Here is a 22628-nt window from a genome sequence, read left to right as displayed (position 1 = left end):
AACCCGCTGGAGCGATTCCGGCGGGTTTTTTATTGCTTGGACGGCTATTCCCAGCCGACCATCCGCTGATAGAGTGCGTAAACCGGATCGGCGACGGCATTGCCGCTTGTGCCAGCGTCGACCTCGGGCAGATCCTGAGGCGCGACGCCTTCGGCGCGTTGCTGGCCTTCAGCCTCTTCCTCCCGATGATCGCTGCCCCTGTCGGCCTGCTGCTCGCCCTCGCAGCCACTGCCTTCGTAGTCGCGACGATGCATTTCGCCGTCGCGGCGTTGGGCACCGTCCTTGGCGAACTGGTAAGGATGCTGGGTGTATGGCATCCCATCAATCGGCTTCAGCAAACCTGATTTCTCCATGACCTCGGCAATATCGGCAGGGAGAAGCTGCGGCTGCGCCACGATGTCTTTCTGCTGGTGGATAATCTGTGCGGGTTCGGCAACCGGCAACCGCGCACTCACCACTGCCTGCTGCAGCTTCAAAGGGGTCGCAGCTTCCGAAAGGTCAGCCGGCGCCGGCACTTTCTCGGCCACCGTATCCGCGGTTGTCGTTTCGGTTGTCGCCGGCACCGCTGCCAGATCATCCAGGAGCATGGCTGTTTCCTGCTCGCCGATGATTGCGACGATGAGCTCGGAAGCTTCTTCGGTCATCGAGGCAAGAACACCGGTCCAGACCTTCGGAATAGCCGGCTCCGAATGATCAGGGCGCACCGCCGGGATCTGAGCTTCAACGCCCGTCGGCTCGTCGACCAGCGTCAGCGTTTCCGTCGAGACCGGATCCATGGCCTGCACGTCGATCGCGTCAGGGAGTTCGAGCCGATTGCCTTCTGCGCGCGCAGGCTCTTCATAGGCCGCCTCGGCCGGTTTGACCGGCTGCTCCGCCAATTCGGCAACGAGCACGGCTGGCGCAAGCAGCACTGCTCTTCCGGTTGAAAGCGGTGCCTGAGCCTCCCCTACAGGCGATTGCTGAGCCTTTGCGATTGACAGCAGTTTCTCTTCCTGGATCAGGATGTTTGGCCGTGCTTCCGGGCGCAGAGGCGAAGCATCGTTCTGGCGATAGGAGCGAACGACGGCGCGGGCCGCCAGATCACGATCCTTATAACGGATCGTTTCAAGATAGGCGATCACACGGGCTGCCTGCGGACCGGCCGGATTCTTCAGCGCCTCGGCAATCAACCGCAGCGGCAGAGTATGACCCGCTCCCACGAGCTTGGTCTCGATCTCGTTGATCCGGGCAGCCGGAAGCTTTTGGATGGCTTCTGCGAGGCGCGATGCAAAAGCGAGGTTGCTTTCCGATTCCCTGCGCGGCAGCGGCAGCGCGCGCGAGGCGGCATTGATGGCATCGAGCAGCGCATCGAACATGCGCTCGCGAGCGGCTGCCAGAAGGATATTGAGCTTGCCGGCAATCGCTGAATTGAGGTCTGTGGCTTCGACTGCCTGGGCCGGCGTCGGCGCAACGGCGGAACGACCCAGCCCGCTGGCAACGATCACCTCGGTTTGGCCGTGGGAGGAAAGGCTTGCATTTGACGCTGCACGAACCGGAGTCAACATGGCATGCTCCTTTTGTCGCAAAGTGACGATGGAAGCAGATCACAAGAGGACCGCGCTCATCCGGCCCCTCGCATTCTCCCGCAGATCCTCCTGTCCGCATGGCGCGTCATCGCACCGACGAATGCATAAAAATTGATGATAATCTTACCGAAATCTCTTTAACGAAACGCTAACAGCCGGACGCGATCAAGTCTCGCCCGGCCGCGACAGCATTTGAAGACTTCAACTATGGGCGAAGATATCGGCCTCTTCCCAGCCGAGCAGATCGAGTTTGGCGCGGGTCGGCAGAAATTCGAAGCAGGCGGTCGCGTGGTCGATACGACCGTCGCGGATCAGCCGCTCAGTCAGCTTGTCGCGCAACGCATGCAGGTAGAGCACATCGGAGGCGGCATATTCGAGCTGAGCCGGCGATAGGGTCGCCGCTGCCCAATCCGACGACTGCTGGACCTTGGAGATGTCGACGTCGAGCATTTCCTTGAGATTGTCCTTCAGGCCGTGGCGATCCGTATAGGTGCGACATAGGCGCGATGCGATCTTGGTGCAGAAGACAGGCGCCGTGGTGACGGCGAAGGTGTGGAACAGCACGGCGATATCGAAGCGTCCATAATGGAAGATCTTTAGGCGAGCAGGATCGGCGAACATCGCGACCAGATTCGGCGCTTCCTTCTGTCCGGCGGCAATGCGGATGACATCGGCGGTGCCGTCACCCGGCGAAAGCTGTACGACACAGAGCCGGTCGCGGCGTGGCACGAGGCCGAGCGTTTCCGTATCGATCGCGATCGCGCCCGTATAACGGGCGGCGTCCTGCTCTGAAATATCGCCTTCGTGGTAACGGATGGTGGCGGCCATGGCTGTCTCTTATCGTTTCAATGTCTCACGTCGCGCTATAGCGCAAAGGCAGCCGCAGCGATACCGCTTTGAAGCTCTTCGAGCGTTAGAATGTCGGTGGCGTGTTGATCCACAGGAGAACAGTCTCGCCATCGTGGCGATTGCGCCAGGAATGATAGCGGCGGCTTTCGAAGTAGAGCGAGTCGCCGGGGCCGAGATCGAAGAACTGGTCGGAATCGAGAACGAGCTCAAGGCGGCCGGAAAGCACATGCATGAATTCCTCGCCTTCATGCCGGTAGGCGCCTTCGCTGGCAGCCCCCGGTGCCAGCACGAAACGATGGCAATCCATCATACGTCGGCCTTCGGCCAGCAGCTGTACCGAAACGCCGGGCGTCGTCTGCGGCCAGGTGCGCCATTCGCCCGAACGGACGATTGCGGGAACGTCCTGGCTCTCCTCGCCGGAGAGGCGCGAGACTGTGGTGCCGTAATATTCGGCGAGATCGTGCAGCGTCTTGAAACTGACGCCCTGCGACGTGCGTTCCAGTGTCGACAGGGTCGAAGAGGTGATGCCCATCTCGCTCGCCACCTGCTCGAGCGTCTTTTCTGCCGCATGACGAAGACTGCGCAGCCGGCGGCCGATGTCGGACGTGCTGCTGCTCTCGGCGTTTTCGGTCGACGGTTCCTCGCTTTCCAGTGCCTCGCGGATCGCCGCCGGGTTTAGCCCGCGCTCGACGCGATACCACGAAATCCGCTTCAGACGGGCGACATCCTCGGCACTGTATTGGCGATGGCCGGTTTGGGAGCGGTCGGGAACGACCAGGCCCTGGCTTTCCCACAGGCGGGCCGTTGAGGCGGAAATGCCTGCCAGTCTTGCCGCTTCGGCCACCTTGTAGCGTACCGGACCGTTGTTGTTCATCAAGCGATAAATCCCTGGTTCCATTTTTGTCTTTGGCGCTGTGCGGGCACACTCTTCCGGCGCGGGCATCCATCAAAAAGCGTGATGTTTGAAGCAAAAAATGCCGCTTGATTTCCTGCAGGAAAAATGTAGGTATTTTGTAACTTCCTTGCAGAAATTATGCAAGATAATTCCTCCCTTCCAGCGCAGGAGCGCGAGCCCACGATGAACACGATCACCCTTACGAACCGGAAGAATGCCGCTATATCGCGCGGCGTTGGCATGACCACGCAGATCTATGCCGACCGGGCGGAGAATGCCGAGATCTGGGACAAGGAGGGACGCCGCTACATCGACTTCGCAGCCGGCATCGCAGTGCTCAACACGGGCCACCGCCATCCGCGGGTGATCGCCGCGGTAAAAGATCAACTCGACCACTTCACCCATACCTGCCATCAAGTCGTGCCTTATGAAAGCTACGTGCATCTCGCCGAACGTCTGAACGCGCTGGCGCCCGGAAGCTTTGCCAAGAAGACGATCTTCGTGACGACGGGCGCCGAGGCTGTCGAGAACGCCGTGAAGATAGCGCGTGCCGCCACCGGCCGCTCCGCCGTCATCGCCTTTGGCGGCGGCTTCCATGGCCGCACCTTTATGGGCATGGCGCTGACCGGCAAGGTCGTGCCCTACAAGGTTGGCTTTGGCGCGATGCCGGGCGATGTTTTCCACGTGCCTTTCCCCGTCGAGATGCATGGCGTGTCAACTGAACAGTCGCTTGCCGCCCTGAAGAGGCTTTTCGCCGCCGATGTCGATCCGCAGCGCGTCGCCGCCATCATCATCGAGCCGGTTCAGGGCGAAGGCGGGTTCTATCCTGCACCGGTCGCATTCATGAAGGCGCTACGCGAACTTTGCGACCAGCACGGCATTCTGTTGATTGCCGACGAGGTGCAGACGGGCTTTGCGCGCACGGGCAAGATGTTTGCCATGAACCACCATGAGGTCGCGCCCGACCTGATGACGATGGCAAAAAGCCTTGCCGGCGGCTTTCCCCTGGCTGCCGTCACCGGCCGCGCGGAAGTCATGGATGCACCGGGCCCGGGCGGTCTCGGCGGCACCTATGGCGGCAACCCTCTCGGCATCGCCGCAGCGCACGCCGTGCTCGACGTCATCAAGGACGAGGACCTCTGCAACCGGGCCAACCAGCTCGGCAGCCGCCTGAAGCAACGGCTGGAATCTCTGCGCGACAAGGTGCCGGAAATCGCCGACATCCGCGGCCCGGGCTTCATGAACGCCATCGAGTTCAATGACAAGGTGACAAACCTGCCGAGCGCGGATTTCGCCAACAAGGTCCGCCTGATCGCGCTGGAGAAGGGTCTCATTCTTTTGACCTGCGGCGTGCACGCAAACGTCATTCGCTTCCTTGCCCCGATCACCATCCAGGACAATATCTTCGTCGAAGCGCTCGATATCCTCGAAACCTCGATCCTTCAAGCAAGTGCGGGCAACTAAACCGCCCTTCGGAGTTAATGACATGTCATTCACGACTGCACTGACCAAGCATGTGCCCTTTTCCTCGCCGTTCCTTCGCGACTGCGGATACGTCAAGGGCGAATGGACGAGGGGCGAAGCGACGAAAACCTTCGACGTCTTGAACCCGGCAACAGGCGAAGTGCTCGCCTCGCTGCCGGACATGGGTGCTGCCGACACCCGCAAGGCGATCGAGGCGGCCCATGCGGCGCAACCTGCATGGGCAGCACGTCCTGCAAGGGAGCGTAGCGCCATCCTGCGCAAGTGGTTCGACCTGATGGTCGCCAACGCCGATGAGCTGGCGGCGATCCTGACGGCGGAAATGGGTAAGCCCTTTCCTGAAGCACGCGGCGAGATCCTTTATGCCGCCGCTTATATCGAATGGTATGCAGAGGAAGCCAAGCGCATCTACGGCGAAACGATTCCCGCTCCTTCCAACGACAAGCGCATGATCGTCATCAAGCAGCCGGTCGGAGTCGTCGGCACCATCACGCCCTGGAACTTCCCGGCGGCGATGATCACCCGCAAGATCGCTCCGGCGCTAGCTGTCGGCTGCACGGTCGTGTCGAAACCCGCCGAGCAGACCCCGCTCTCAGCGATCGCGCTCGCAGTTCTTGCCGAACAGGCCGGCGTCCCGGCTGGTGTCTTCAACGTCATTGTCGGCCAAGACGGTCCGGCGATCGGCAAGGAGCTTTGCAGCAACGACAAAGTGCGCAAGATCAGCTTTACCGGTTCGACGGAAGTCGGCCGCATCCTGATGCGCCAGTGCGCCGACCAGATCAAGAAGGTCAGCCTCGAGCTCGGCGGTAACGCACCTTTCATCGTCTTTGACGATGCCGATCTCGATGCCGCCGTCGAAGGTGCGATCGCCTCGAAATATCGCAATGCCGGCCAGACTTGCGTTTGCGCCAATCGACTCTACGTCCAGTCAGGCGTCTACGACGCTTTTGCGGCCAAGCTGGCAGCAAAGGTCGAAGCCATGTCCGTCGGCAACGGCTTCGATGCAGGCGTCACGATCGGACCGCTGATCGACGCGCAAGGCCTTGCGAAGGTCGAAGATCACGTCAGCGACGCGCTTTCCAAGGGCGCCAGGGTGCTGACCGGCGGCAAGCGCATCGCAGGCGCCGGCACCTTCTTTACGCCGACCGTATTGACTGATGTTGCCCGCGGCATGAAGGTAGCGCGTGAAGAGACTTTCGGTCCTGTTGCTCCACTCTTCCGCTTCGATACTGTTGAAGAGGTGATTCAACAGGCGAACGACACCGAATTCGGCCTTGCCGCTTATTTCTTCGCCGGTGATCTTAAGAAGGTCTGGAAGGTTGCCGAAGCGCTGGAATATGGCATGGTCGGTATCAATACCGGCCTGATGTCGACGGAAACGGCGCCTTTCGGTGGTGTCAAGCAGTCCGGGCACGGCCGCGAAGGTTCGCGCCATGGCGTCGACGATTATCTCGAAATGAAATATCTCTGCATCGGCAATCTCTGAGCCCGAAAAGGGCGCCGTGGAGGCGCCCTTTTTACTGCCAGTCAATAATGCGGCGGGCGCGTAATCGCCGGGGCTTCGAGAGCTTGCTCCTCAAGGGACAGAAAGCGTTCCGTCAGCCGGTCGAGCTTGGCGCGCATCTGCTCGACTGCCTTCCATTGCTCCGCGAGTTGATCGGAAAGCTCCTCGATCGTCTGTGCCTGATGGGCGACCATTTCCTCAAGTTTGGTGATTCGACCTGTCTCGTCGGACATCGGTTTTCTCCCGGCAATTCCTGCCTTTCCAAAGCGGAAAAAGATCCTTGCGTCAATGCTTTCGAGGCTTGCAAAAATCGATCCCGAAAGTGAACCGTTTAGTTACTAATAGGGCTTGCCGTCCATGCTCAGGTGGGATAGGCCCTGTTTATTCAGGGAGGAAATCTGATGGATGTAGGAAACGGCTTTCTTCATCCGGACCGGCTCTTTCCGGCCGATCCGGCAACGCGAACCGTCGCGCGCGACCTTTACGAGGCGGTCCGCAATCTGCCGATTGTCAGCCCGCACGGGCACACCGACCCTTCATGGTTTGCCGAGGACAAGCCTTTCGAGGACGCGGCTTCACTGCTTGTCATTCCCGATCACTATCTTTTCCGCATGCTGCACAGTGCAGGCGTCAAGCTCGACGATCTCGGCGTGCCGCGGCTCGACGGCAGGCCGGTCGCAGAAGGCCGGGCCATCTGGCGGGCCTTTTCTGCACAGTATCACCTTTTCCGCGGTACGCCTTCCAGCCTCTGGGTCGATCATGCGATGTCGGCCGTACTTGGCTGTAGCGAGCCGCTGACCCCCGATACCGCCGACAGGCTTTACGACCACATCAACGCACAATTGGCGCTGCCCGAATTCCGCCCGCGCGCGCTTCACAAGCGTTTCGGTATCGAGACGATTGCGACGACAGAAGGCGCGCTCGACCCGCTGACCCATCACCAGAAGATGGCGGCGGAGGGCTGGATCGGCCGTGTGCGCACCACATACCGGCCAGACAGTGTCACCGATCCGGATGCCGTCGGTTTCCGTGCCAATCTCCTTCAATTTGGCGAGATCACCGGCACCGACACTACCCGATGGGATGGAATGGTCGATGCGCACCGGAAGCGCCGCGCCTATTTCCGGCAGTTCGGCGCAACAGCCACGGACCACGGGGTGCCGACGGCCTTTACGGCAGATCTGCCGCTTGCCGACAAGCAGGCGCTGCTCGACAAAGCCCTGAGCGGACCTCTTTCTGGGTCAGATGCCGAGCTTTTCCGTGGCCTGATGATGACGGAGATGGCAGGCCTCTCGGCCGAAGACGGCATGGTGATGCAGATTCATGCCGGCTCCCGCCGAAACACCGACAGCGGACTATTCCAGACGCGCGGCCCGAACATGGGCGCCGACATTCCCACACGCACAGACTGGGTCGGCGGTCTGAACGCCATGCTGTCAAAATACGGCCATGCGCCCGGTCTGAGGGTTTTGCTCTTCACGCTCGACGAGACGACCTATGCCCGCGAACTGGCACCGATGGCCGGGCACTGGGAGTGCCTGATGATCGGTCCACCCTGGTGGTTCCATGACAGCCCGAACGGCATTCGCCGCTATCTTGACCAGGTCGTTGAAACGGCCGGCTTTGCCAATCTCGCCGGCTTCAACGACGATACGCGCGCACTGCTTTCAATCCCCGCCCGCCACGACGTCTGGCGTCGCGAGGTCTGCCGCTTCCTCGCGCAGCTCGCAGCCGAGCACCGGATTTCAAAGAAGGATGCCGAGATCGTCGCGCGCGCGCTTTCCTACGACAATGCGAAGAAGGCATACAAGCTGTGACCAAGCGACTGCAAAACCTGACGGGCCTCGCGCCGACGGCAAAGCTTCCTGCCTATGACCGAAGCAAGCTGAAAAGCGGCATCCTGCATCTCGGCCCGGGGGCCTTCTTCCGCGCGCATTTTGCACCTTTTACCGATGCCGCACTTGCGGCCGCCTACGGCGACTGGGGCATTGAAGTCGCAAGCCTGCGCACCGCCGATGTCGCCGATCACCTGAACGAGCAGAACGGCCTGTATACGATGCTGATCCGCGATACGTCGGCAACGACAGCGCAAGTGATCGGCCCGATCCTGAAGGCCCATGTCGCAACGCGCCAACCGGCAGTGTTGCTTGCTCGCCTGGAAGATCCGGGAATTCGCATCGTCAGCCTGACGGTGACGGAGAAGGCCTATGGCCTGGATACCCTTACCGGCGGCCTCGATCTCAACCATCCAGACATCGCCGCCGATCTTATCCATCCGCATACGCCGCGCGGCGTCGTCGGCTATCTTGTCGAAGGCTTGTCTCGCCGGCGTAAAAAGGGCATCGCGCCCTTCACGCCGCTGAGTTGCGATAACCTGCCGGGCAACGGCGCAGTCCTCAAGCGTCTGGTTCTTGAATTTGCGAGCCGGGTCGACCCTTCGCTGCACGACTGGATCGAACAGACCGTGCCCTTTCCCTCAACGATGGTCGATCGCATCACCCCCGCCAGTACCGATGTTACCTATGCCGATGCCGAGCGCCTGACGGGGCAGCAGGATCTTGCGGCGATCGAGACCGAGCCATTCACGCAATGGGTGATCGAAGACCATTTCGCCAATGGCCGCCCAGCCTGGGAGAAGGCTGGCGTGTTGATGGTCGAGGAAGTCTCGGCCTACGAGAAGATGAAGCTTCGCATGCTGAACGGGGCTCATTCGCTGCTCGCCTATCTTGGATATATAGGTGGCTATGAATACATCCGCGATGTCATGGATGACGCCGGCTTGTCAGCGCTTGCGCGCCGGCACATGAGCGCGGCGGCTGCAACCCTCGATCCCGTTCCAGGAATCAATCTCGAGCACTATGCCGAAGAACTCATAGCACGCTTTCAAAATAAGGCGATCGCGCACCGCACCTATCAGATCGCCATGGACGGGACGCAGAAACTGCCGCAACGTCTCCTGGAGCCGGCAACCGAAGCGCTCGCTCATGGAAGCAAGGCGGAGACTTACGCAATCGCAGTTGCCGCCTGGATGCGCTATGCGCTGGGGATAGACCGGAATGGCAAGACTTACGAGTTACGGGATCCGAGAGCTGGTGAAATCGCAGATATCCTTAGAGATGTCCCGCGAAACGGCGCTGCGGTAGCGACGGCGCTTTTCAGCCTGCCTGGGCTCTTCCCTGCGGGACTGGCCAAAAACGCCGCCTGGACCGAGGACGTGGCGAACAAGCTGGAGATTCTGATCCAGGACAACAGGCTGCCGCTGATCTGAGTGGAGCACGCCGTGTTGGTCCGCCGCCACAGTGCCAGGTCTTTGGCTATCGAAGGCTTCCTGGCTGGCCTCCTGCCAGCAGAACAAGAGTGGCTTGGCAAAATCTCGCAGTACAGCCGCGTATGAAACCCCTATCAGGCCTTGATGCGCTTCATCTCCGGATCATAGAGCGGCTTCAGCGACACAGTGCAGGCAACACGCTCCCTCGCTACGTCCAGTTCATAGGTTCCCGACGAAATGAAATCCCCGGTTACGCCGTCAGGATCGCGGATGTAGCCGTAGCCGATCGGTTTGCCGATCGTGTAGCCGAAGCCGCCGCTGGAAAGCCAGCCGACACGTTTGCCGTTCCGATAAATGGTTTCACGGCCAAGAAGGACTGTCTGCGGATCGTCCGGCACGACGCAGGCGAGCATCTTCTTCACACCCCCTGAAAGCTGGCGCTCGATCGCCTTGCGGCCGCGGAAGTCGACGTTCTTCTTCGTTTTGACTGCCCAGGCGAGCCCCGCCTCGATCGGTGTATGATCCGGGCCAATGTCCGAACCCCAAGCACGATAGCCCTTTTCCAGGCGGCAGCTTTCGATGGCACGGTAGCCGGCATTGACGAGACCGAAACCGCTGCCAGCCGCCATCAGGGCATCATAGACTGTCGTTGCATATTCGACAGGGACATGGAGTTCGTAGCCCAGTTCGCCCACATAGGTGATCCGCAACGCCCTGACGGGGCAGCCGACGATGCCGATGGTCCTTACCCGGCTGAACGGGAAGGCGGCATTGGACACATCAGTGGTCGTGACTTTCTCAAGGATAGCGCGGGAATTTGGCCCCATCAGGGAAAGCACCGAGTATGCCGACGTCACATCGACAAGCTCGGCCCGCATATCTTCCGGAATATTGCGGGCGATCCAGTCGAAATCGTGAGTGGCAAAGCCGGTCCCGGTAACGATGTAGAATTCGTTTTCGGCAATGCGGGCAACGGTGACATCGCATTCGATGCCGCCCTTGTCATTCAGCATCTGCGTGTAGGTGAGCGTTCCTGGAGGTTTGGCGACATCATTCGAGGCGATCCACGAAAGAGCAGCCTCCGCATCCCTCCCCTTCAGAACAAACTTTGCGAAAGATGTCTGATCGAAGATCACAGCCGCCTCTCGCACGGCATTGTGCTCGCGGCCAACGGCATCGAACCAGTTCTGTCGCCCGTAGGTGTAGACGTCCTTTGGCTCCTCGTCGGCAAAGAGGTCGGCAAACCAGTTCGGACGCTCCCAGCCTAGCTTTTCGCCGAAGCAGGCGCCCTGAGCCTTGAGGCGGTCGTAAAGCGGCGACTTGCGGCACGGGCGGCCGCTCGAATGCTCTTCAAAGGGCCAAGCCATCGCATAATGCTTGCCGTAGGCCTCCAGCGTGCGAGTACGCACCCAGTCGGTGTCGAAGTGGGGGCGGCCGAAGCGGCGGATGTCGACCGGCCAGAGATCGTAAGGCGGCTCACCTTTTGCGACCCACTCGGCAAGCGCCATGCCGGCACCACCGCCGGAGGCAATGCCGAAAGCGTTGAAGCCGGCGCCGACGAAGAAATTCCTCAGCTCCGGCGCTTCGCCAAGAATGAAATTGCCATCGGGCGTGAAACTCTCAGGTCCGTTGAGGAGCTGCTTGACACCCGCTTTCTGCAAGCCTGGAACCCGTTCGAGGGCCTGCTCCATGATCTGCTCGAAGTGATCGAAATTGCTGTCGAGCAGCGTGTAGTGGAAACCTTCCGGAATGCCGTTCACCGCCCATGGAACCGGATTGGGTTCATAGCCGCCCATGACGAGCCCGCCAACTTCTTCCTTGTAGTAGGTCAAGCGATCCGGATCGCGCAGGGTCGGCAGATTGGAAGGCACGCCGAAGGATTCGGTGATGATGTACTGATGCTCGACGGAGACAAGCGGCACGTTGACGCCGAAACGAGCAGCGAAAGCCCGGGTCCACTGGCCGGCGCAGACGATGGCGCGTTCGCATTCGATGCGGCCCCTTTCGGTGATGACGGCGCGAATCTTTCCTTGGTCGATTTCGAGATCGAGGGCTTCCGTATCCTCGTAAATCGACACGCCCGACATCCGGGCGCCTTTCGCCAGCGCCTGCGTGATGTCGGAAGGATTGGCCTGGCCGTCGGTCGGCAGATAGGCTGCGCCGACAAGATCGTCGATCGTCATCAGCGGCCAGAGTTCGAAGGCTTCCTGCGGAGTGAGCAATCGCATGTCGAGACCGAAAGATTGCGCAGTCGTTGCCTGGCGCTTCACTTCCGTCCAGCGCTCTTCATTGCAGGCAAGCCGCAATCCGCCGTTCATCTTCCAGCCGGTGCCAAGACCGGTTTCGGCTTCAAGTCTCTTGTAAAGATCGACGGAATAGCCAAGCAGCTGGGTGATGTTGGCGCTGGTGCGCAGCTGGCCGACGAGGCCCGCCGCATGGAAGGTCGTTCCGGAGGTAAGCTTCTTTCGCTCGAGCAGCACCGTATCAGTCCAGCCGAGCTTGCCCAGATGATAGGCGGTCGAGCAACCGATTATGCCGCCGCCGATGATCACGGCTTTCGCCGTCTTCGGTAATTCCTTCGCCATATCACCGGTCCTGTTCAAATGCCCTGTGAGCACGCTCGAAACGCGCGATGTTTTCGGCTGTGTAGGCCGCATAATTGAAATCGATGGTCGAATGGATCTCGGAAACCATGCTCCAAAGCGTTTCGCGCAGCAAAGATGCACATTTCATGGCGCTATAGCGCTGAAAGAGGTCCCGCGTCAGCGGCCGGCCGAAATAGGTTTCCAGCATTTGCCGCTCGGCACCTTCCTCAAACTCGTTGTTCGAGGCGAGGCCGCCGAGATCAAAGAGCGGCGTGTTGAAACCAGCATAGTCCCAATCGATCAGCCAGAGACGCTTGCCGTCATCAAAGAAGTTTGCGGCGAGAAGGTCGTTATGGCAGAAGGCGATATCGAAAGGTCCGGCCGTCTGCTCGAGGATTTCGGCCTTCTCGAGCAGCGCGGGAAGCATCGGTGTATAGCCGCTTTCCGCTGCAACCAGCGTGGCCGCATAATCGCGGATGACATGGAAGACCCAGAAGATCATCGCCTGGCCACGGAAATGAAGGGCGACGTCATGATGGCAGGCGCGAACCAGTGGCACGATGCGTGCGAGCATTTGCGCATCCTGGATGTCTTGCGCCGTCAGAGGCCGCGCGTCGATGAAATCGAGGACGAGCACGCCGGGCTCATGGTGGATGACCGCAGGCGACAGTCCGGCGGCGTGGGCTGCCTGGCTGGCCGCAAGCTCGTTCTGACGGCTGATATGATGAACCGGTATATCGGCGCCGAGGCGCACGACGCGGCGCGACATGCGGTCGGTTACGAGATAATTTCGGTTGGTAATGCCGCCGGCAATCGGTGCGATTTCGATCGGGCCTTGCCAGATGCCAAGTGCATGAATCCGATCTTCAGGCGTCACGCTTACCCCCTCGCAACCCACCTGCAAAGGATGGGCCAGAGCAGGCTTGGCTGTCAAGCAGAGCAGGCTTTATATCGTGGCGCCCGAAGCATCGAAAACATGACAGCGCGCAGGGTCGAAGGACGCCGTCACATTCGTGCCGCCCGCCACCTTCTGCTGGCCGTCCAGGGCCACCGTCAGGTGCTGGCCGTCCGGCGTCGCCGTATAGAGCATGGTGGCGCCGCCAAGGTTTTCGACCAGGTCGACGTCGACGGTTGCAAGTGCGATGCCACCATCGACCACCGACAAGTGTTCGGGACGAATGCCGAACGTTACCTCCTGACCGGGAGAACCTTTCAAGCGGCGTGGCAGGCGGATTGAGCTGCCGCAGACATTGATCGTCGTGTCACCGTCATTGACCCGCTCGATCTTCGCCTTCAGGAAGTTCATCTTCGGACTTCCGATGAAGCCTGCGACGAAGCGATTTGCCGGATTGTTGTAAAGGTCGAGCGGAGCGCCGACCTGCTCGATGCGACCCGAATTCAGTACCACGATCTTGTCCGCCATGGTCATGGCTTCGACCTGATCGTGGGTCACATAGATCATCGTGTTGCCGAGATTGCGGTGCAGGCGGGAAATTTCGACGCGCATCTGAACGCGCAGTTCTGCATCGAGGTTCGACAGCGGCTCGTCGAAGAGAAAGATTCGTGGCTCGCGCACGATGGCCCGGCCGATCGCGACGCGCTGGCGCTGACCGCCGGACAAGGCCTTCGGCTTGCGCTCCAGGAGCTTCTCGATCTGCAGGATTTCAGCGGCACGGCGCACCTTCGGCTCGATCTCAGCCTTCTTGTAGCCGGCTGTCTCCAGACCAAAGGCGAGGTTCTTGTAGACCGACATATGCGGATAGAGCGCATAGGACTGGAAGACCATGGCGATGCCGCGCTTGGCAGGTGCAACTTCGTTCATGCGCTCGTTGTCGAGCAGCAGGCCGCCGCCTGAAATCTCCTCGAGGCCGGCGATCATGCGCAACAGCGTGGACTTGCCGCAGCCCGACGGGCCGACGAAGACCACGAACTCGCCGGGATCGATCGTGAGGTCGATGCCATGAATGACATCCAGCGACCCGTAGCGCTTTTCGACCTTCTGAAGAACGACACTTGTTGCCATCTTCTAACCCTCTCCTGGTCCGTTATCTCGTTTTTGCACGCCAGTCGGCGTATTTCGGGCTGTCGCGACCAATGGGCAGCGCTATGTCTGCGCCGCTATCGGACGATTGATAGATTGCTGTTACCAATTCCAGCGCCCGCCGCGCATCGGCGCTGGTGACCGGCAGCGGGCCTTTCCCGCTGAGGTAATCATGAAATCGGGCCATTTGCGTGTTGAACCGCGGCGCAACCGGTCGCCAGTCGCCAACCGCAGCGTCGATCCTTGCCTGCACTTCGTCATTGGCGGCGATGATCTGCCACGGCCCCTTGCCCGGCGCGTACGGATCGTGGTTGCTTTCGAAAGTGACGTTCTCGAAATGCAGCCGCAGCCGGCTGATCTGCTGTTGCGATCCCAGCGTGCAGGACAGTGAAACGAAGGCGCCGTTCTGCATCAGAAGGCTGACGGAGGCGCAATCTTCCACCTCGATGTCATTGACCCGGGTGGCAACCCTGCCAAAGACGCGGGCGGCCGGGCCGGCGAGGTGGAAGAGCATATCGTGCAGGTGCAGCGCATGGGTTACGAGTACGCCGCCGAGTTCTGTCGCCCATTTGCCGCGCCAGGGAACCGCGTAATATTCGGGCTTGCGCAGCCAGAAGGTCTCGACGGCCCCCATGTAGAACTTGCCGGCTATGCCTGCGTCGATGATATATTTCGCCTTCTGGATTCCGTCGCCATAGCGATATTGAAAAATCGGCATCAGGGTGCCCTTGGCACGTCTTTCGGCCTCCACGATCTCATCGACGGCGGCAAGGGAGCCGGTGAGCGGTTTTTCGCAGACGACATGCTTGCCCGCCGCAAGAGCTGCCACGACCTGTTCGCGATGAATGCCGGGCGGCGTGCAGATATCGATGATGTCGATCTCCTCGTCGGCCAGAAGCTCCGTAAAGGAGGTCGTGCGCTTCACGATCCCAAACTCGTCGCCGACGGCTTTCAGGCGCTCCTCATTGAGATCGCAGATGGCTGCGATCCTGAACTTGTCCGGATGCGGGAGATAGCCCTCGACGATGTGAGAACGGCCGATACCGCAGCCGACGATGGCAACAGTCTTGATGCTCATATCGCTTTCCATCCGCATCAGCGCTTCATGCCGGTCGTGGCGATGCCTTCGATCAGCAGGCGCTGGAAGAAGAGGAAGAAGAAGAAGACGGGCACGAGCGAGAGCGTCGACATGGCGAATAGGCCACCCCAATCCGACGCACTGGTCGAGTCGACGAAGGTTCGTAGACCGAGTTGGATCGTGTAAGTGTTCATGTCATTCAGGTAGATCAGCGGACCGAAGAAATCGTCCCAGGTCCAGATGAACGAGAATATTGCGGCCGTCGCCAATACTGGCAGCGATAACGGCAGCATGATCTTCCAATAGATGCGCCAAGCGCTGCAGCCGTCCATCATCGCGGCCTCGTCCAGTTCGCGCGGAATGCCCCGGAAAAACTGCACCATGAGGAAGATGAAAAAGGCGTCGCTTGCCAGGAACTTTGGCACCACCAGCGGCAGGATGGTATTGACCCAGCCGAGGTTCAGGAAGAGCACGTATTGCGGGATCAGCGTCACGTGATAGGGAATCATCAGCGTGCCGAGCATGATCGCGAACCAGAAGTTCCGGCCAGCAAAGCGCAGGCGTGCAAAGGCGAAGGCAGCGAGAGAGCAGGCAGTGACGTTGCCCACCACCGTCAGCACCGAGATCACCAGCGAGTTCCAGAAGAAGCGACCAAAGCTGACGTCGAGGCCGACCCACCCACGAAGATAGGATGAGAAATCGATGGACGACGGAAAAATCGAGGTCGACGTGAAGATCTCGTTTTCCGGTCGCACCGAAGCCGAAACCATCCAAAGCAACGGATAGAGCATCAGGAGCGAGCCGCCGATCAGCAGGGCATGCACCAGGACCGAGCCAGGCAGGCTGCGCTTGTTGACGTCAGAGGGCGGCTGCGGGGCGGTGACAATGCCAGTCATCTCAGTCATCGTAGTGCACCCAGTAACGCGAGGACAGGAACGAGAAGGCGGTGAAGATCGCGATAATGATCACTAGGATCCAGGCAAGCGCCGAGGCATAGCCCATGCGGAAGTTCCCGAAGGCTTCCTGGTAGAGATAGAGCGTATAGAACAGCGTCGAGTTGATCGGGCCGCCGGTGCCGCCGGAGATGATGAAGGCGGGCGTGAAAGCCTTGAAAGCGTCGATCGTCTGCACGACAGCATTGAAGAAGATGACCGGCGTCAGAAGCGGCAGCGTGATCTTGTAGAACTGTCTAAATTTCGAGGCGCCGTCGAGACTGGCGGCCTCGTACATGTCCTGCGGGATCTGACGCAGGCCGGCAAGGAAGATGATCATCGGCGAGCCGAACTGCCAGACGCTGAGCGCAACCAGCGTATAGATTGAATAGTTCGGATGCGAAATCCAGCTCGGCCCCTGAATGCCAAATTGTGCAAGTGCTGCATTGACCAGGCCGTCACCGGCAAAAAGCTGGCGCCAGAGGACGGCGATCGCCACGCTCGCGCCGAGCAGCGAAGGCAGATAAAAGATAGCGCGATAGATCGGTAGGCCTTGGATGCCCCGGTTCAACGCCAGCGCAACCATCAGCGCAAAGGCAAGCTTGAAGGGCACGGCCAACATTACGTAGGTCAGCGTGACCGACATCGCCGAGGCGAATTTCGGATCGGCAGTGGCGATGCGCACGTAGTTTGCCGCGCCCACCCAGCCCGGCGACCTCAACATGTCGAAGTCGGTGAAGGACAGGTAGAGCGACATCAGGGCAGGTCCGAGCGTCAACCCGAAGAAGCCCAGAAGCCAGGGCAGCAGGAAGAGATAGCCTGGTGCATTGGCATTCCACAGCCGCTTGAACCGGCTGTCGGCCACCGCCCCCCGATACCGTTCTACCGTCGCCGCCTCTGCAGACATCGTGCGCATCGCATTATTCATATGGATCAGCCCCGCGCGAGAATGCGCGTAAGTTCGTCCACGAGCTGCTTGGCGCCGTCTGCCGCTGTCAACTGACCGAAACCGACCTGCTCGGAGATGTTTCGAAGCGTGAGCTCACCTTCACCGGCACCCGCAGGCGGCGGTGGCGGCAACTTTCCGGCGAGATCGCCGAGGCCAGAGACGTATTCCAACGGCACCTTCCCGACAGCGTCGAGCTTGGCTGCCACGACCTCACGCATCGCTGCCGATTCCGGAATGCCGCGTTCAACACCCAGCGCCAGCGCAGCCTCAGGATTGGTGACGAAGAAGTTCACGTAATCGACTGCCTGATCGACGACTTTCGACTGAGATGAAACCGAAAAGAACATCGAAGGTTTGCGGTAGTGGCCGCCTTTCGAGTCCTTGGTCACTCGCATGTGGTTTGCCAGGGTGAGCTTGTCCTTGTTCATCTGCTGATATGCCACGAACTGGTTCGAGTGCGCGAAACCAGCGGCAGACTTGCCAAGGGTCAGCGTATTCGTCTCGATGTCGTTCTTGTCCAATGCCTGAATGTCAGGGGGAACGCATGCGCCGCTTTCACGGAACTTGTTCCACATATCAAACCATTCGGAAGCTTCTTCGACGCCAAAGCCAACCTTTGCATCAGCAGTATAAAGCGCCTTTCCGCGTTGGCGGAGATAGTTTTCAAAAAGCGGCTCCCCACCACTGCCATCGGCCATTCCGAACAGGCCCTTACGCTTGCCGGCCTTGGTCAGTTCGGCTGCCATCCTGCCGAACTCCTCCCAGGTCGTTGTCTTCGACGGTAGGTCGATGCCCGCTTCCTCGAACGCGGTCGTGTTCAGCATGGTCGCCGCCGAATTCGCACCCAGGCTCACGCCATAGAGATGTCCATCGACGCTGCCGCCCTCGATCTGCGCCTTGTCGAAGTCACTGAGATTAAGCTTCGAGGGCATGTAGGAATCGAGAGGCGCAAGTGCGCCGCGGTGTGCATACTCGACGATGTAACGGTAATCCATCTGGATAACATCGGGGGCATTCTTGCCAGCGACCTGCGTTGCAAGTCGAGGCCAGTAATCACCCCAGCCGAGAAATTCGCCGGTAATCGATGTACCTGGATTCTTCGCCTTGTAGAGCTCCGACACCTTGTTGGTGCGGTCTGCACGTGGCTGGGATCCCCACCACAGCAGGCGCAGGCGTTTATCCTGCGCAAAGGCGCCTGAACCAAATGCCGAAAGCGAAAGAAGCGTTGCCCCGCCCGCCATGAAGTTACGTCTGCTTACGCGTAGTGTCATCTGTTTTTCTCCTCCCTTGGGGAGCGCCTCCACACGCTCCTTGCTGGTTTCTCTTGCAACAAATAACTAATTGGTTACAAGCTATGGACAAGCATCGGGCCTGTCAAGCGGTGATAATTTCGCGAGGTTCTCCTCCGGGATTGTCGCTTTTACAATCTCGCACCGAAGCCTTATGAGCGCAACAGAGCGTCTGGGGAGATGAGCGGATGGATAATAGCGGCGAGACCGGTGAAAAGAAGAAAGCCAGGCGGGTGGCCGGTGGACGCGTATTGCAGCGCGACCCCGAAAGAACCAAGGCCGCGATCCTGGAAGCCGCGACCCGCGAGTTCGCCGAAAACGGCATGGGCGGGGCGCGCGTCGACGCGATTGCAGAGCGAGCCGGCACCAATAAGCGCATGCTCTATCACTATTTTGGCGACAAGGAGCAGCTCTACCTGCGTGTGCTGGAGGAGGCTTATGTCGACATCCGTACAGCGGAGCGTGCCCTGCATATCGGCGACCGCAGCCCCGAAGAAGGAATCGGCGAGCTGGCTCTCTTCACCTGGCGCTACTTCCTCAAGCATCCGGAGTTTCTCAGCCTTCTCGGCACGGAGAACCTGCACCGAGCCCGCTGGCTTCGCCAGTCCGTCCGGCTCAAGGAACTGCATTCTCACCTGATCGGTGAGCTTGCGCGGGTTCTCGAGCGCGGCAAGAAGGAGGGCGTCTTCATCGAAAACGCCGATCCCCTTCACGTCTATCTGACGATCGCATCTCTCGGATATTTCTACCTTTCGAACCAGCATACGCTCTCGACGATCTTCGGGCGCGAACTGATTGAGCCCTCAAATCTCGACAGCTGGGAAAAGCATATCGTCCACGTGACACTCGCCTCGATCAGGCGCTGAAAAACTCAAAATTGGATTTGACTATTGACAGCCCCGCTTGCGATCTGCCATCAAGTAACCGTTTAGTTACTGGCTTGGGAGGGCCGGGCAACCCCCACTCCCGCCGTTCGATAATTTGGCAGGGAGAAATAAGATGGCTCGTCTGGGGATCATTTTGCACGGCGTCACAGGCCGCATGGGCTACAATCAGCACCTGGTGCGATCGATCCTGGCCATCCGCGACCAGGGCGGATTGTTCCTGAAATCCGGCGAGCGGCTGGAGATCGACCCCATTATCGTCGGCCGCAACCGCGACAAGATGGAAGAGCTGGCGAAGAAGCACAACATCAAGCGCTGGTCGACAGATCTGGACGGAGCGCTCGCCAACCCCGACGACCAGATTTTCTTCGATGCCGGAACGACCTTGATGCGCGCCGAGCTGCTTTCCAAGGCACTCGATGCGGGCAAGCACGTCTATTGCGAAAAGCCGATCTCCGACGACCTGCAAGTGGCCGTCGACCTTGCGAGGAAAGCACGAGCCTCCGGGCTCAAACACGGCGTCGTGCAGGACAAACTCTTCCTGCCGGGTCTGCGCAAGCTGGCGCTGCTGCGCGATTCCGGTTTCTTCGGCAAGATTCTCTCGGTGCGCGGTGAGTTCGGCTATTGGGTCTTCGAAGGCGATTGGGGCGTTCCGGCGCAGCGGCCATCCTGGAACTACCGCAAGGGCGATGGTGGCGGCATTATCCTCGACATGCTCTGCCACTGGCGCTACGTGCTCGACAATCTTTTCGGCGAGGTGAAGGCCGTTTCCTGCCTCGGCGCAACGCATATCGGGAGCCGCGTCGACGAGCAGGGCAAGACCTACGACTGCGATACGGATGATGCGGCTTATGCGACCTTCGAGCTTGAAGGCGGCGTGATCGCGCAGATCAATTCGTCCTGGGCCGTGCGCGTGCGCCGCGACGATCTCGTGACCTTCCAGGTGGACGGCACGCACGGTTCTGCCGTCGCCGGTCTTACGAAATGCTGGACGCAGCATCGCGTCAATACGCCGAAGCCGGTCTGGAATCCGGACCAGCCGCAAACGATCGACTTCTATCAGACCTGGGACGAAGTGCCGGACACACAGTCATTCGACAACGGCTTTAAGGTGCAGTGGGAAATGTTCCTGCGCCACGTCGCCGAAGACGCCCCATGGCCCTACGGCCTGGAGGCAGGCGCCAAGGGCGTCCAGCTTGCCGAACTCGGCCTGAAATCTTGGGCCGAGCGCCGCTGGCTCGACGTTCCGGCATTGGAATTCTGATATGCAGACGGTCAATCTTCCCCTCGACGGCAGGATCGCCCCCTATACGCTGACCGGAACGCCGATCGAGATCGAGAAGCGCGACGCGAAAGACTTTCCGCGCGTGGTCTTTGCCGCTGCCCATGTCGTCGCCGACCCGCTGGCGGACAACGATCCATGGTTGACGCCCGCCATCGACTGGGAACGGACGCTCGCCTTCCGCCACCGCCTTTGGGACCTCGGTCTCGGGGTGGCCGAAGCGATGGATACGGCACAGCGCGGTATGGGACTTGGCTGGCCGGAAGCTCGCGATCTCATTCGCCGGGCGCTTTCCGAAGCGCGAACGCGCAAGGATGCGCTGATTTCCTGCGGCGCCGGTACCGATCATCTGGCTCCCGGTCCCGACGTGACGATCGACACGATCATCAAGGCCTACGAAGAACAGATCGAAGCCGTCGAAGCAGAAGGCGGGCGCATCATCCTGATGGCAAGCCGGGCGCTTGCGGCTGCTGCGAACGGGCCGGACGATTATATCCGCGTCTATGACCGCATCCTGCGGCAGGTGAAAGAACCGGTCGTCATTCACTGGCTGGGCGAGATGTTCGACCCGGCGCTGGAAGGGTATTGGGGCGATCGCGATCACATCAAGGCCATGTCCACCTGCCTGCAAGTGATCGAAGCCAATTCCGCAAAGGTCGACGGCATCAAGGTGTCCCTGCTTTCCAAGGAAAAGGAAATTGCAATGCGCCGGCAACTGCCGAAGGGCGTGCGCATGTATACCGGTGACGACTTCAATTATGCGGAACTGATAGCCGGCGACGAACAGGGACACTCCGACGCCCTGCTCGGCATCTTCGATGCGATTGCTCCGGCCGCCTCCGCCGCTATGGAAGCACTGGGCCGCAAGAGCAACCGCGAGTTCTTCGACTTGCTCGAGCCGACCGTTCCGCTTTCACGTCACATCTTCAAGGCGCCGACGCGCTTCTACAAGACCGGCGTCGTCTTCCTTGCCTATCTCAACGGCCTGCAGGATCACTTCACGATGATCGGCGGGCAGCAGAGCACGCGTTCTCTGACGCATCTCGCGGAGCTTTTCCGGCTGGCGGACAAGGCGCGCGTTCTTGCCGATCCCGATATGGCGGTCAACCGAATGAAGCGGGTGCTCGCCGTCCATGGCCTTTACTGACGCCGATCGGCAGCGGGAGGAATTCATATGCAGATCGAAGGACTTTCGATCAATCTTGCGACGATCCGCGAACAATGCGGCTTTGCCGAAGCCGTTGATGTCTGCCTGAAGCACGGCATCACCAGGATCGCACCCTGGCGGGAGCAGGTCGCGAAAATCGGGCTCGCCGAGGCCGTTCGCATCGTCAAATCGAACGGGTTGAAGCTGACCGGCCTTTGCCGCGGCGGTTTCTTTCCGGCGGCAACCCATGCGGGATGGCAGGGGAACCTCGACGACAATCGGCGCGCAATCGATGAGGCTGCCGCACTCGGCGCCGATTGCCTCGTGCTCGTCGTCGGCGGGCTGCCGGGCAGTTCCAAGGACATTGGCCAAGCGCGCCAGATGGTGTCCGACGGTATCGCTGCGGTATCGCCGCATGCAGAAGCCGCCGGCATACCGTTGGCAATCGAACCCCTGCATCCGATGTATGCGGCGGACCGGGCCTGCGTGAACACACTCGCTCACGCGCTCGATATATGTGAGCAGCTGGGCGAAAACGTCGGCGTTGCAATCGACGTCTACCATGTCTGGTGGGATCCGGATCTCGCCAAGCAGATCGTGCGCGCCGGAAAGATGAATCGCATCTTCGCCCATCATATCTGCGACTGGCTGACGCCGACCAAGGACATGCTAACCGACCGCGGCATGATGGGCGATGGCGTGATAGATCTCAAAGGCATCCGGCGCATGATCGAGGCGGCAGGCTTCGTCGGCGCGCAGGAGGTCGAAATCTTCTCGGCAGAGAATTGGTGGAAACGACCAGCGGACGAGGTCATCGCGACCTGCGTCGAGCGCTACCATAGCTGCTGCCAAGCATGATTTTATAAGTTTCAGCAGGC

The 22628-nt window shown here is 60.2% G+C and carries 19 protein-coding genes; 8 read left to right on the top strand and 11 right to left on the bottom strand.

All coding sequences use genetic code 11. The features are described 5' to 3' along the window. Positions 1-44: 44 nt before the first annotated feature. The 3 genes from AM571_RS00625 to AM571_RS00615 form a co-directional block, all read right to left on the bottom strand. A complete protein-coding gene (locus AM571_RS00625) occupies positions 45-1544 on the bottom strand; it encodes a hypothetical protein (protein ID WP_074059732.1) in 1500 nt (499 codons plus the stop codon). Positions 1545-1766: 222 nt separating this feature from the next. Next, complete coding sequence (locus AM571_RS00620) at positions 1767-2393, bottom strand: ribonuclease D (RefSeq protein ID WP_074059731.1); 627 nt, start codon at positions 2391-2393, stop codon at positions 1767-1769. 85 nt (positions 2394-2478) lie between these two features. Then, positions 2479-3288: a cupin domain-containing protein gene (locus AM571_RS00615; protein ID WP_074062998.1), complete on the bottom strand. Its 810-nt coding sequence runs from the start codon at positions 3286-3288 to the stop codon at positions 2479-2481. Between the two features lie 204 nt (positions 3289-3492). Here AM571_RS00615 and AM571_RS00610 point away from each other — a divergent pair, with 204 nt between their 5' ends. Both AM571_RS00610 and AM571_RS00605 read left to right on the top strand, forming a co-directional pair. Beyond that, complete coding sequence (locus tag AM571_RS00610; protein ID WP_074062997.1) at positions 3493-4773, top strand: 4-aminobutyrate--2-oxoglutarate transaminase; 1281 nt, start codon at positions 3493-3495, stop codon at positions 4771-4773. Positions 4774-4795: 22 nt separating this feature from the next. Beyond that, positions 4796-6277 (top strand): NAD-dependent succinate-semialdehyde dehydrogenase, encoded by a 1482-nt coding sequence (locus tag AM571_RS00605; RefSeq protein WP_074059730.1) that lies wholly within the window; start codon positions 4796-4798, stop codon positions 6275-6277. Between the two features lie 41 nt (positions 6278-6318). Here the strand turns inward: AM571_RS00605 and AM571_RS00600 are convergent, their stop codons facing one another. After that, positions 6319-6528 (bottom strand): SlyX family protein, encoded by a 210-nt coding sequence (locus AM571_RS00600; protein ID WP_074059729.1) that lies wholly within the window; start codon positions 6526-6528, stop codon positions 6319-6321. Positions 6529-6696: 168 nt separating this feature from the next. Here AM571_RS00600 and uxaC point away from each other — a divergent pair, with 168 nt between their 5' ends. Together uxaC and AM571_RS00590 are read left to right on the top strand one after the other, a co-directional pair. Further along, positions 6697-8112: a glucuronate isomerase gene (uxaC, locus tag AM571_RS00595; protein ID WP_074059728.1), complete on the top strand. Its 1416-nt coding sequence runs from the start codon at positions 6697-6699 to the stop codon at positions 8110-8112. After that, entirely contained in the window at positions 8109-9563 is a 1455-nt protein-coding gene (locus AM571_RS00590; RefSeq protein WP_074059727.1) for a mannitol dehydrogenase family protein, read from the top strand. Before uxaC ends, AM571_RS00590 begins: the two co-directional genes overlap by 4 nt. Positions 9564-9697: 134 nt before the next feature. On the opposite strand, the gene AM571_RS00585 is transcribed toward AM571_RS00590, so the two are convergent. From AM571_RS00585 to AM571_RS00555, 7 genes are all read right to left on the bottom strand, one after another. Next, on the bottom strand, positions 9698-12148 hold the full coding sequence (locus tag AM571_RS00585; protein ID WP_074059726.1) for a GcvT family protein: 2451 nt from the start codon (positions 12146-12148) through the stop codon (positions 9698-9700). 1 nt (position 12149) lies between these two features. Next, entirely contained in the window at positions 12150-13025 is an 876-nt protein-coding gene (locus AM571_RS00580) for a phosphotransferase (protein ID WP_074059725.1), read from the bottom strand. A gap of 69 nt (positions 13026-13094) precedes the next feature. Continuing rightward, positions 13095-14171 carry an ABC transporter ATP-binding protein gene (locus AM571_RS00575; protein ID WP_074059724.1) on the bottom strand — a complete coding sequence of 359 codons (1077 nt, stop codon included), beginning with the start codon at positions 14169-14171 and terminating at the stop codon, positions 13095-13097. A 22-nt stretch (positions 14172-14193) separates the two neighbouring features. Continuing rightward, the gene (locus AM571_RS00570; RefSeq protein ID WP_074062996.1) at positions 14194-15267 is read right to left on the bottom strand and encodes a Gfo/Idh/MocA family protein; all 1074 of its coding nucleotides are present in this window, start codon (positions 15265-15267) and stop codon (positions 14194-14196) included. A gap of 17 nt (positions 15268-15284) precedes the next feature. Beyond that, positions 15285-16163 carry a carbohydrate ABC transporter permease gene (locus AM571_RS00565; RefSeq protein WP_074059723.1) on the bottom strand — a complete coding sequence of 293 codons (879 nt, stop codon included), beginning with the start codon at positions 16161-16163 and terminating at the stop codon, positions 15285-15287. 1 nt (position 16164) lies between these two features. Continuing rightward, entirely contained in the window at positions 16165-17127 is a 963-nt protein-coding gene (locus AM571_RS00560; RefSeq protein ID WP_074059722.1) for a carbohydrate ABC transporter permease, read from the bottom strand. A 5-nt stretch (positions 17128-17132) separates the two neighbouring features. Further along, positions 17133-18419, bottom strand: a complete 1287-nt coding sequence (locus AM571_RS00555; protein WP_074059721.1) for an ABC transporter substrate-binding protein — start codon at positions 18417-18419, stop codon at positions 17133-17135. Positions 18420-18625: 206 nt separating this feature from the next. Between AM571_RS00555 and AM571_RS00550 the strand changes: the two genes are divergently transcribed. The 4 genes from AM571_RS00550 (at position 18626) to AM571_RS00535 (ending at position 22608) form a co-directional block, all read left to right on the top strand. Beyond that, positions 18626-19303 (top strand): TetR/AcrR family transcriptional regulator, encoded by a 678-nt coding sequence (locus AM571_RS00550; protein WP_074059720.1) that lies wholly within the window; start codon positions 18626-18628, stop codon positions 19301-19303. Between the two features lie 133 nt (positions 19304-19436). Then, positions 19437-20585, top strand: a complete 1149-nt coding sequence (locus AM571_RS00545) for a Gfo/Idh/MocA family protein (RefSeq protein WP_074059719.1) — start codon at positions 19437-19439, stop codon at positions 20583-20585. A gap of 1 nt (position 20586) precedes the next feature. Then, complete coding sequence (locus tag AM571_RS00540; protein ID WP_074059718.1) at positions 20587-21750, top strand: dihydrodipicolinate synthase family protein; 1164 nt, start codon at positions 20587-20589, stop codon at positions 21748-21750. Between the two features lie 27 nt (positions 21751-21777). Further along, positions 21778-22608, top strand: a complete 831-nt coding sequence (locus AM571_RS00535) for a sugar phosphate isomerase/epimerase family protein (RefSeq protein ID WP_074059717.1) — start codon at positions 21778-21780, stop codon at positions 22606-22608. Positions 22609-22628 lie beyond the last annotated feature (20 nt).

This window comes from Rhizobium etli 8C-3 (assembly GCF_001908375.1).
GTDB classification, from domain to species: Bacteria; Pseudomonadota; Alphaproteobacteria; order Rhizobiales; family Rhizobiaceae; genus Rhizobium; species Rhizobium etli_B.
Note: the sequence above shows the minus strand (reverse complement) of the source record. Positions and strands in the feature narration are given on the sequence as shown.

Excerpts from the sequence above, each read along its gene's own strand:
- AM571_RS00625 (WP_074059732.1), bottom strand. The coding sequence starts at position 1,544 with ATGTTGACTCCGGTTCGTGCAGCGTCAAATGCAAGCCTTTCCTCCCAC.
- AM571_RS00620 (WP_074059731.1), bottom strand. The coding sequence starts at position 2,393 with ATGGCCGCCACCATCCGTTACCACGAAGGCGATATTTCAGAGCAGGAC.
- AM571_RS00615 (WP_074062998.1), bottom strand. The coding sequence starts at position 3,288 with ATGAACAACAACGGTCCGGTACGCTACAAGGTGGCCGAAGCGGCAAGA.
- AM571_RS00610 (WP_074062997.1), top strand. The coding sequence starts at position 3,493 with ATGAACACGATCACCCTTACGAACCGGAAGAATGCCGCTATATCGCGC.
- AM571_RS00605 (WP_074059730.1), top strand. The coding sequence starts at position 4,796 with ATGTCATTCACGACTGCACTGACCAAGCATGTGCCCTTTTCCTCGCCG.
- AM571_RS00600 (WP_074059729.1), bottom strand. The coding sequence starts at position 6,528 with ATGTCCGACGAGACAGGTCGAATCACCAAACTTGAGGAAATGGTCGCC.
- uxaC (WP_074059728.1), top strand. The coding sequence starts at position 6,697 with ATGGATGTAGGAAACGGCTTTCTTCATCCGGACCGGCTCTTTCCGGCC.
- AM571_RS00585 (WP_074059726.1), bottom strand. The coding sequence starts at position 12,148 with ATGGCGAAGGAATTACCGAAGACGGCGAAAGCCGTGATCATCGGCGGC.
- AM571_RS00575 (WP_074059724.1), bottom strand. The coding sequence starts at position 14,171 with ATGGCAACAAGTGTCGTTCTTCAGAAGGTCGAAAAGCGCTACGGGTCG.
- AM571_RS00570 (WP_074062996.1), bottom strand. The coding sequence starts at position 15,267 with ATGAGCATCAAGACTGTTGCCATCGTCGGCTGCGGTATCGGCCGTTCT.
- AM571_RS00565 (WP_074059723.1), bottom strand. The coding sequence starts at position 16,163 with ATGACTGGCATTGTCACCGCCCCGCAGCCGCCCTCTGACGTCAACAAG.
- AM571_RS00560 (WP_074059722.1), bottom strand. The coding sequence starts at position 17,127 with ATGAATAATGCGATGCGCACGATGTCTGCAGAGGCGGCGACGGTAGAA.
- AM571_RS00555 (WP_074059721.1), bottom strand. The coding sequence starts at position 18,419 with ATGACACTACGCGTAAGCAGACGTAACTTCATGGCGGGCGGGGCAACG.
- AM571_RS00550 (WP_074059720.1), top strand. The coding sequence starts at position 18,626 with ATGGATAATAGCGGCGAGACCGGTGAAAAGAAGAAAGCCAGGCGGGTG.
- AM571_RS00545 (WP_074059719.1), top strand. The coding sequence starts at position 19,437 with ATGGCTCGTCTGGGGATCATTTTGCACGGCGTCACAGGCCGCATGGGC.
- AM571_RS00540 (WP_074059718.1), top strand. The coding sequence starts at position 20,587 with ATGCAGACGGTCAATCTTCCCCTCGACGGCAGGATCGCCCCCTATACG.
- AM571_RS00535 (WP_074059717.1), top strand. The coding sequence starts at position 21,778 with ATGCAGATCGAAGGACTTTCGATCAATCTTGCGACGATCCGCGAACAA.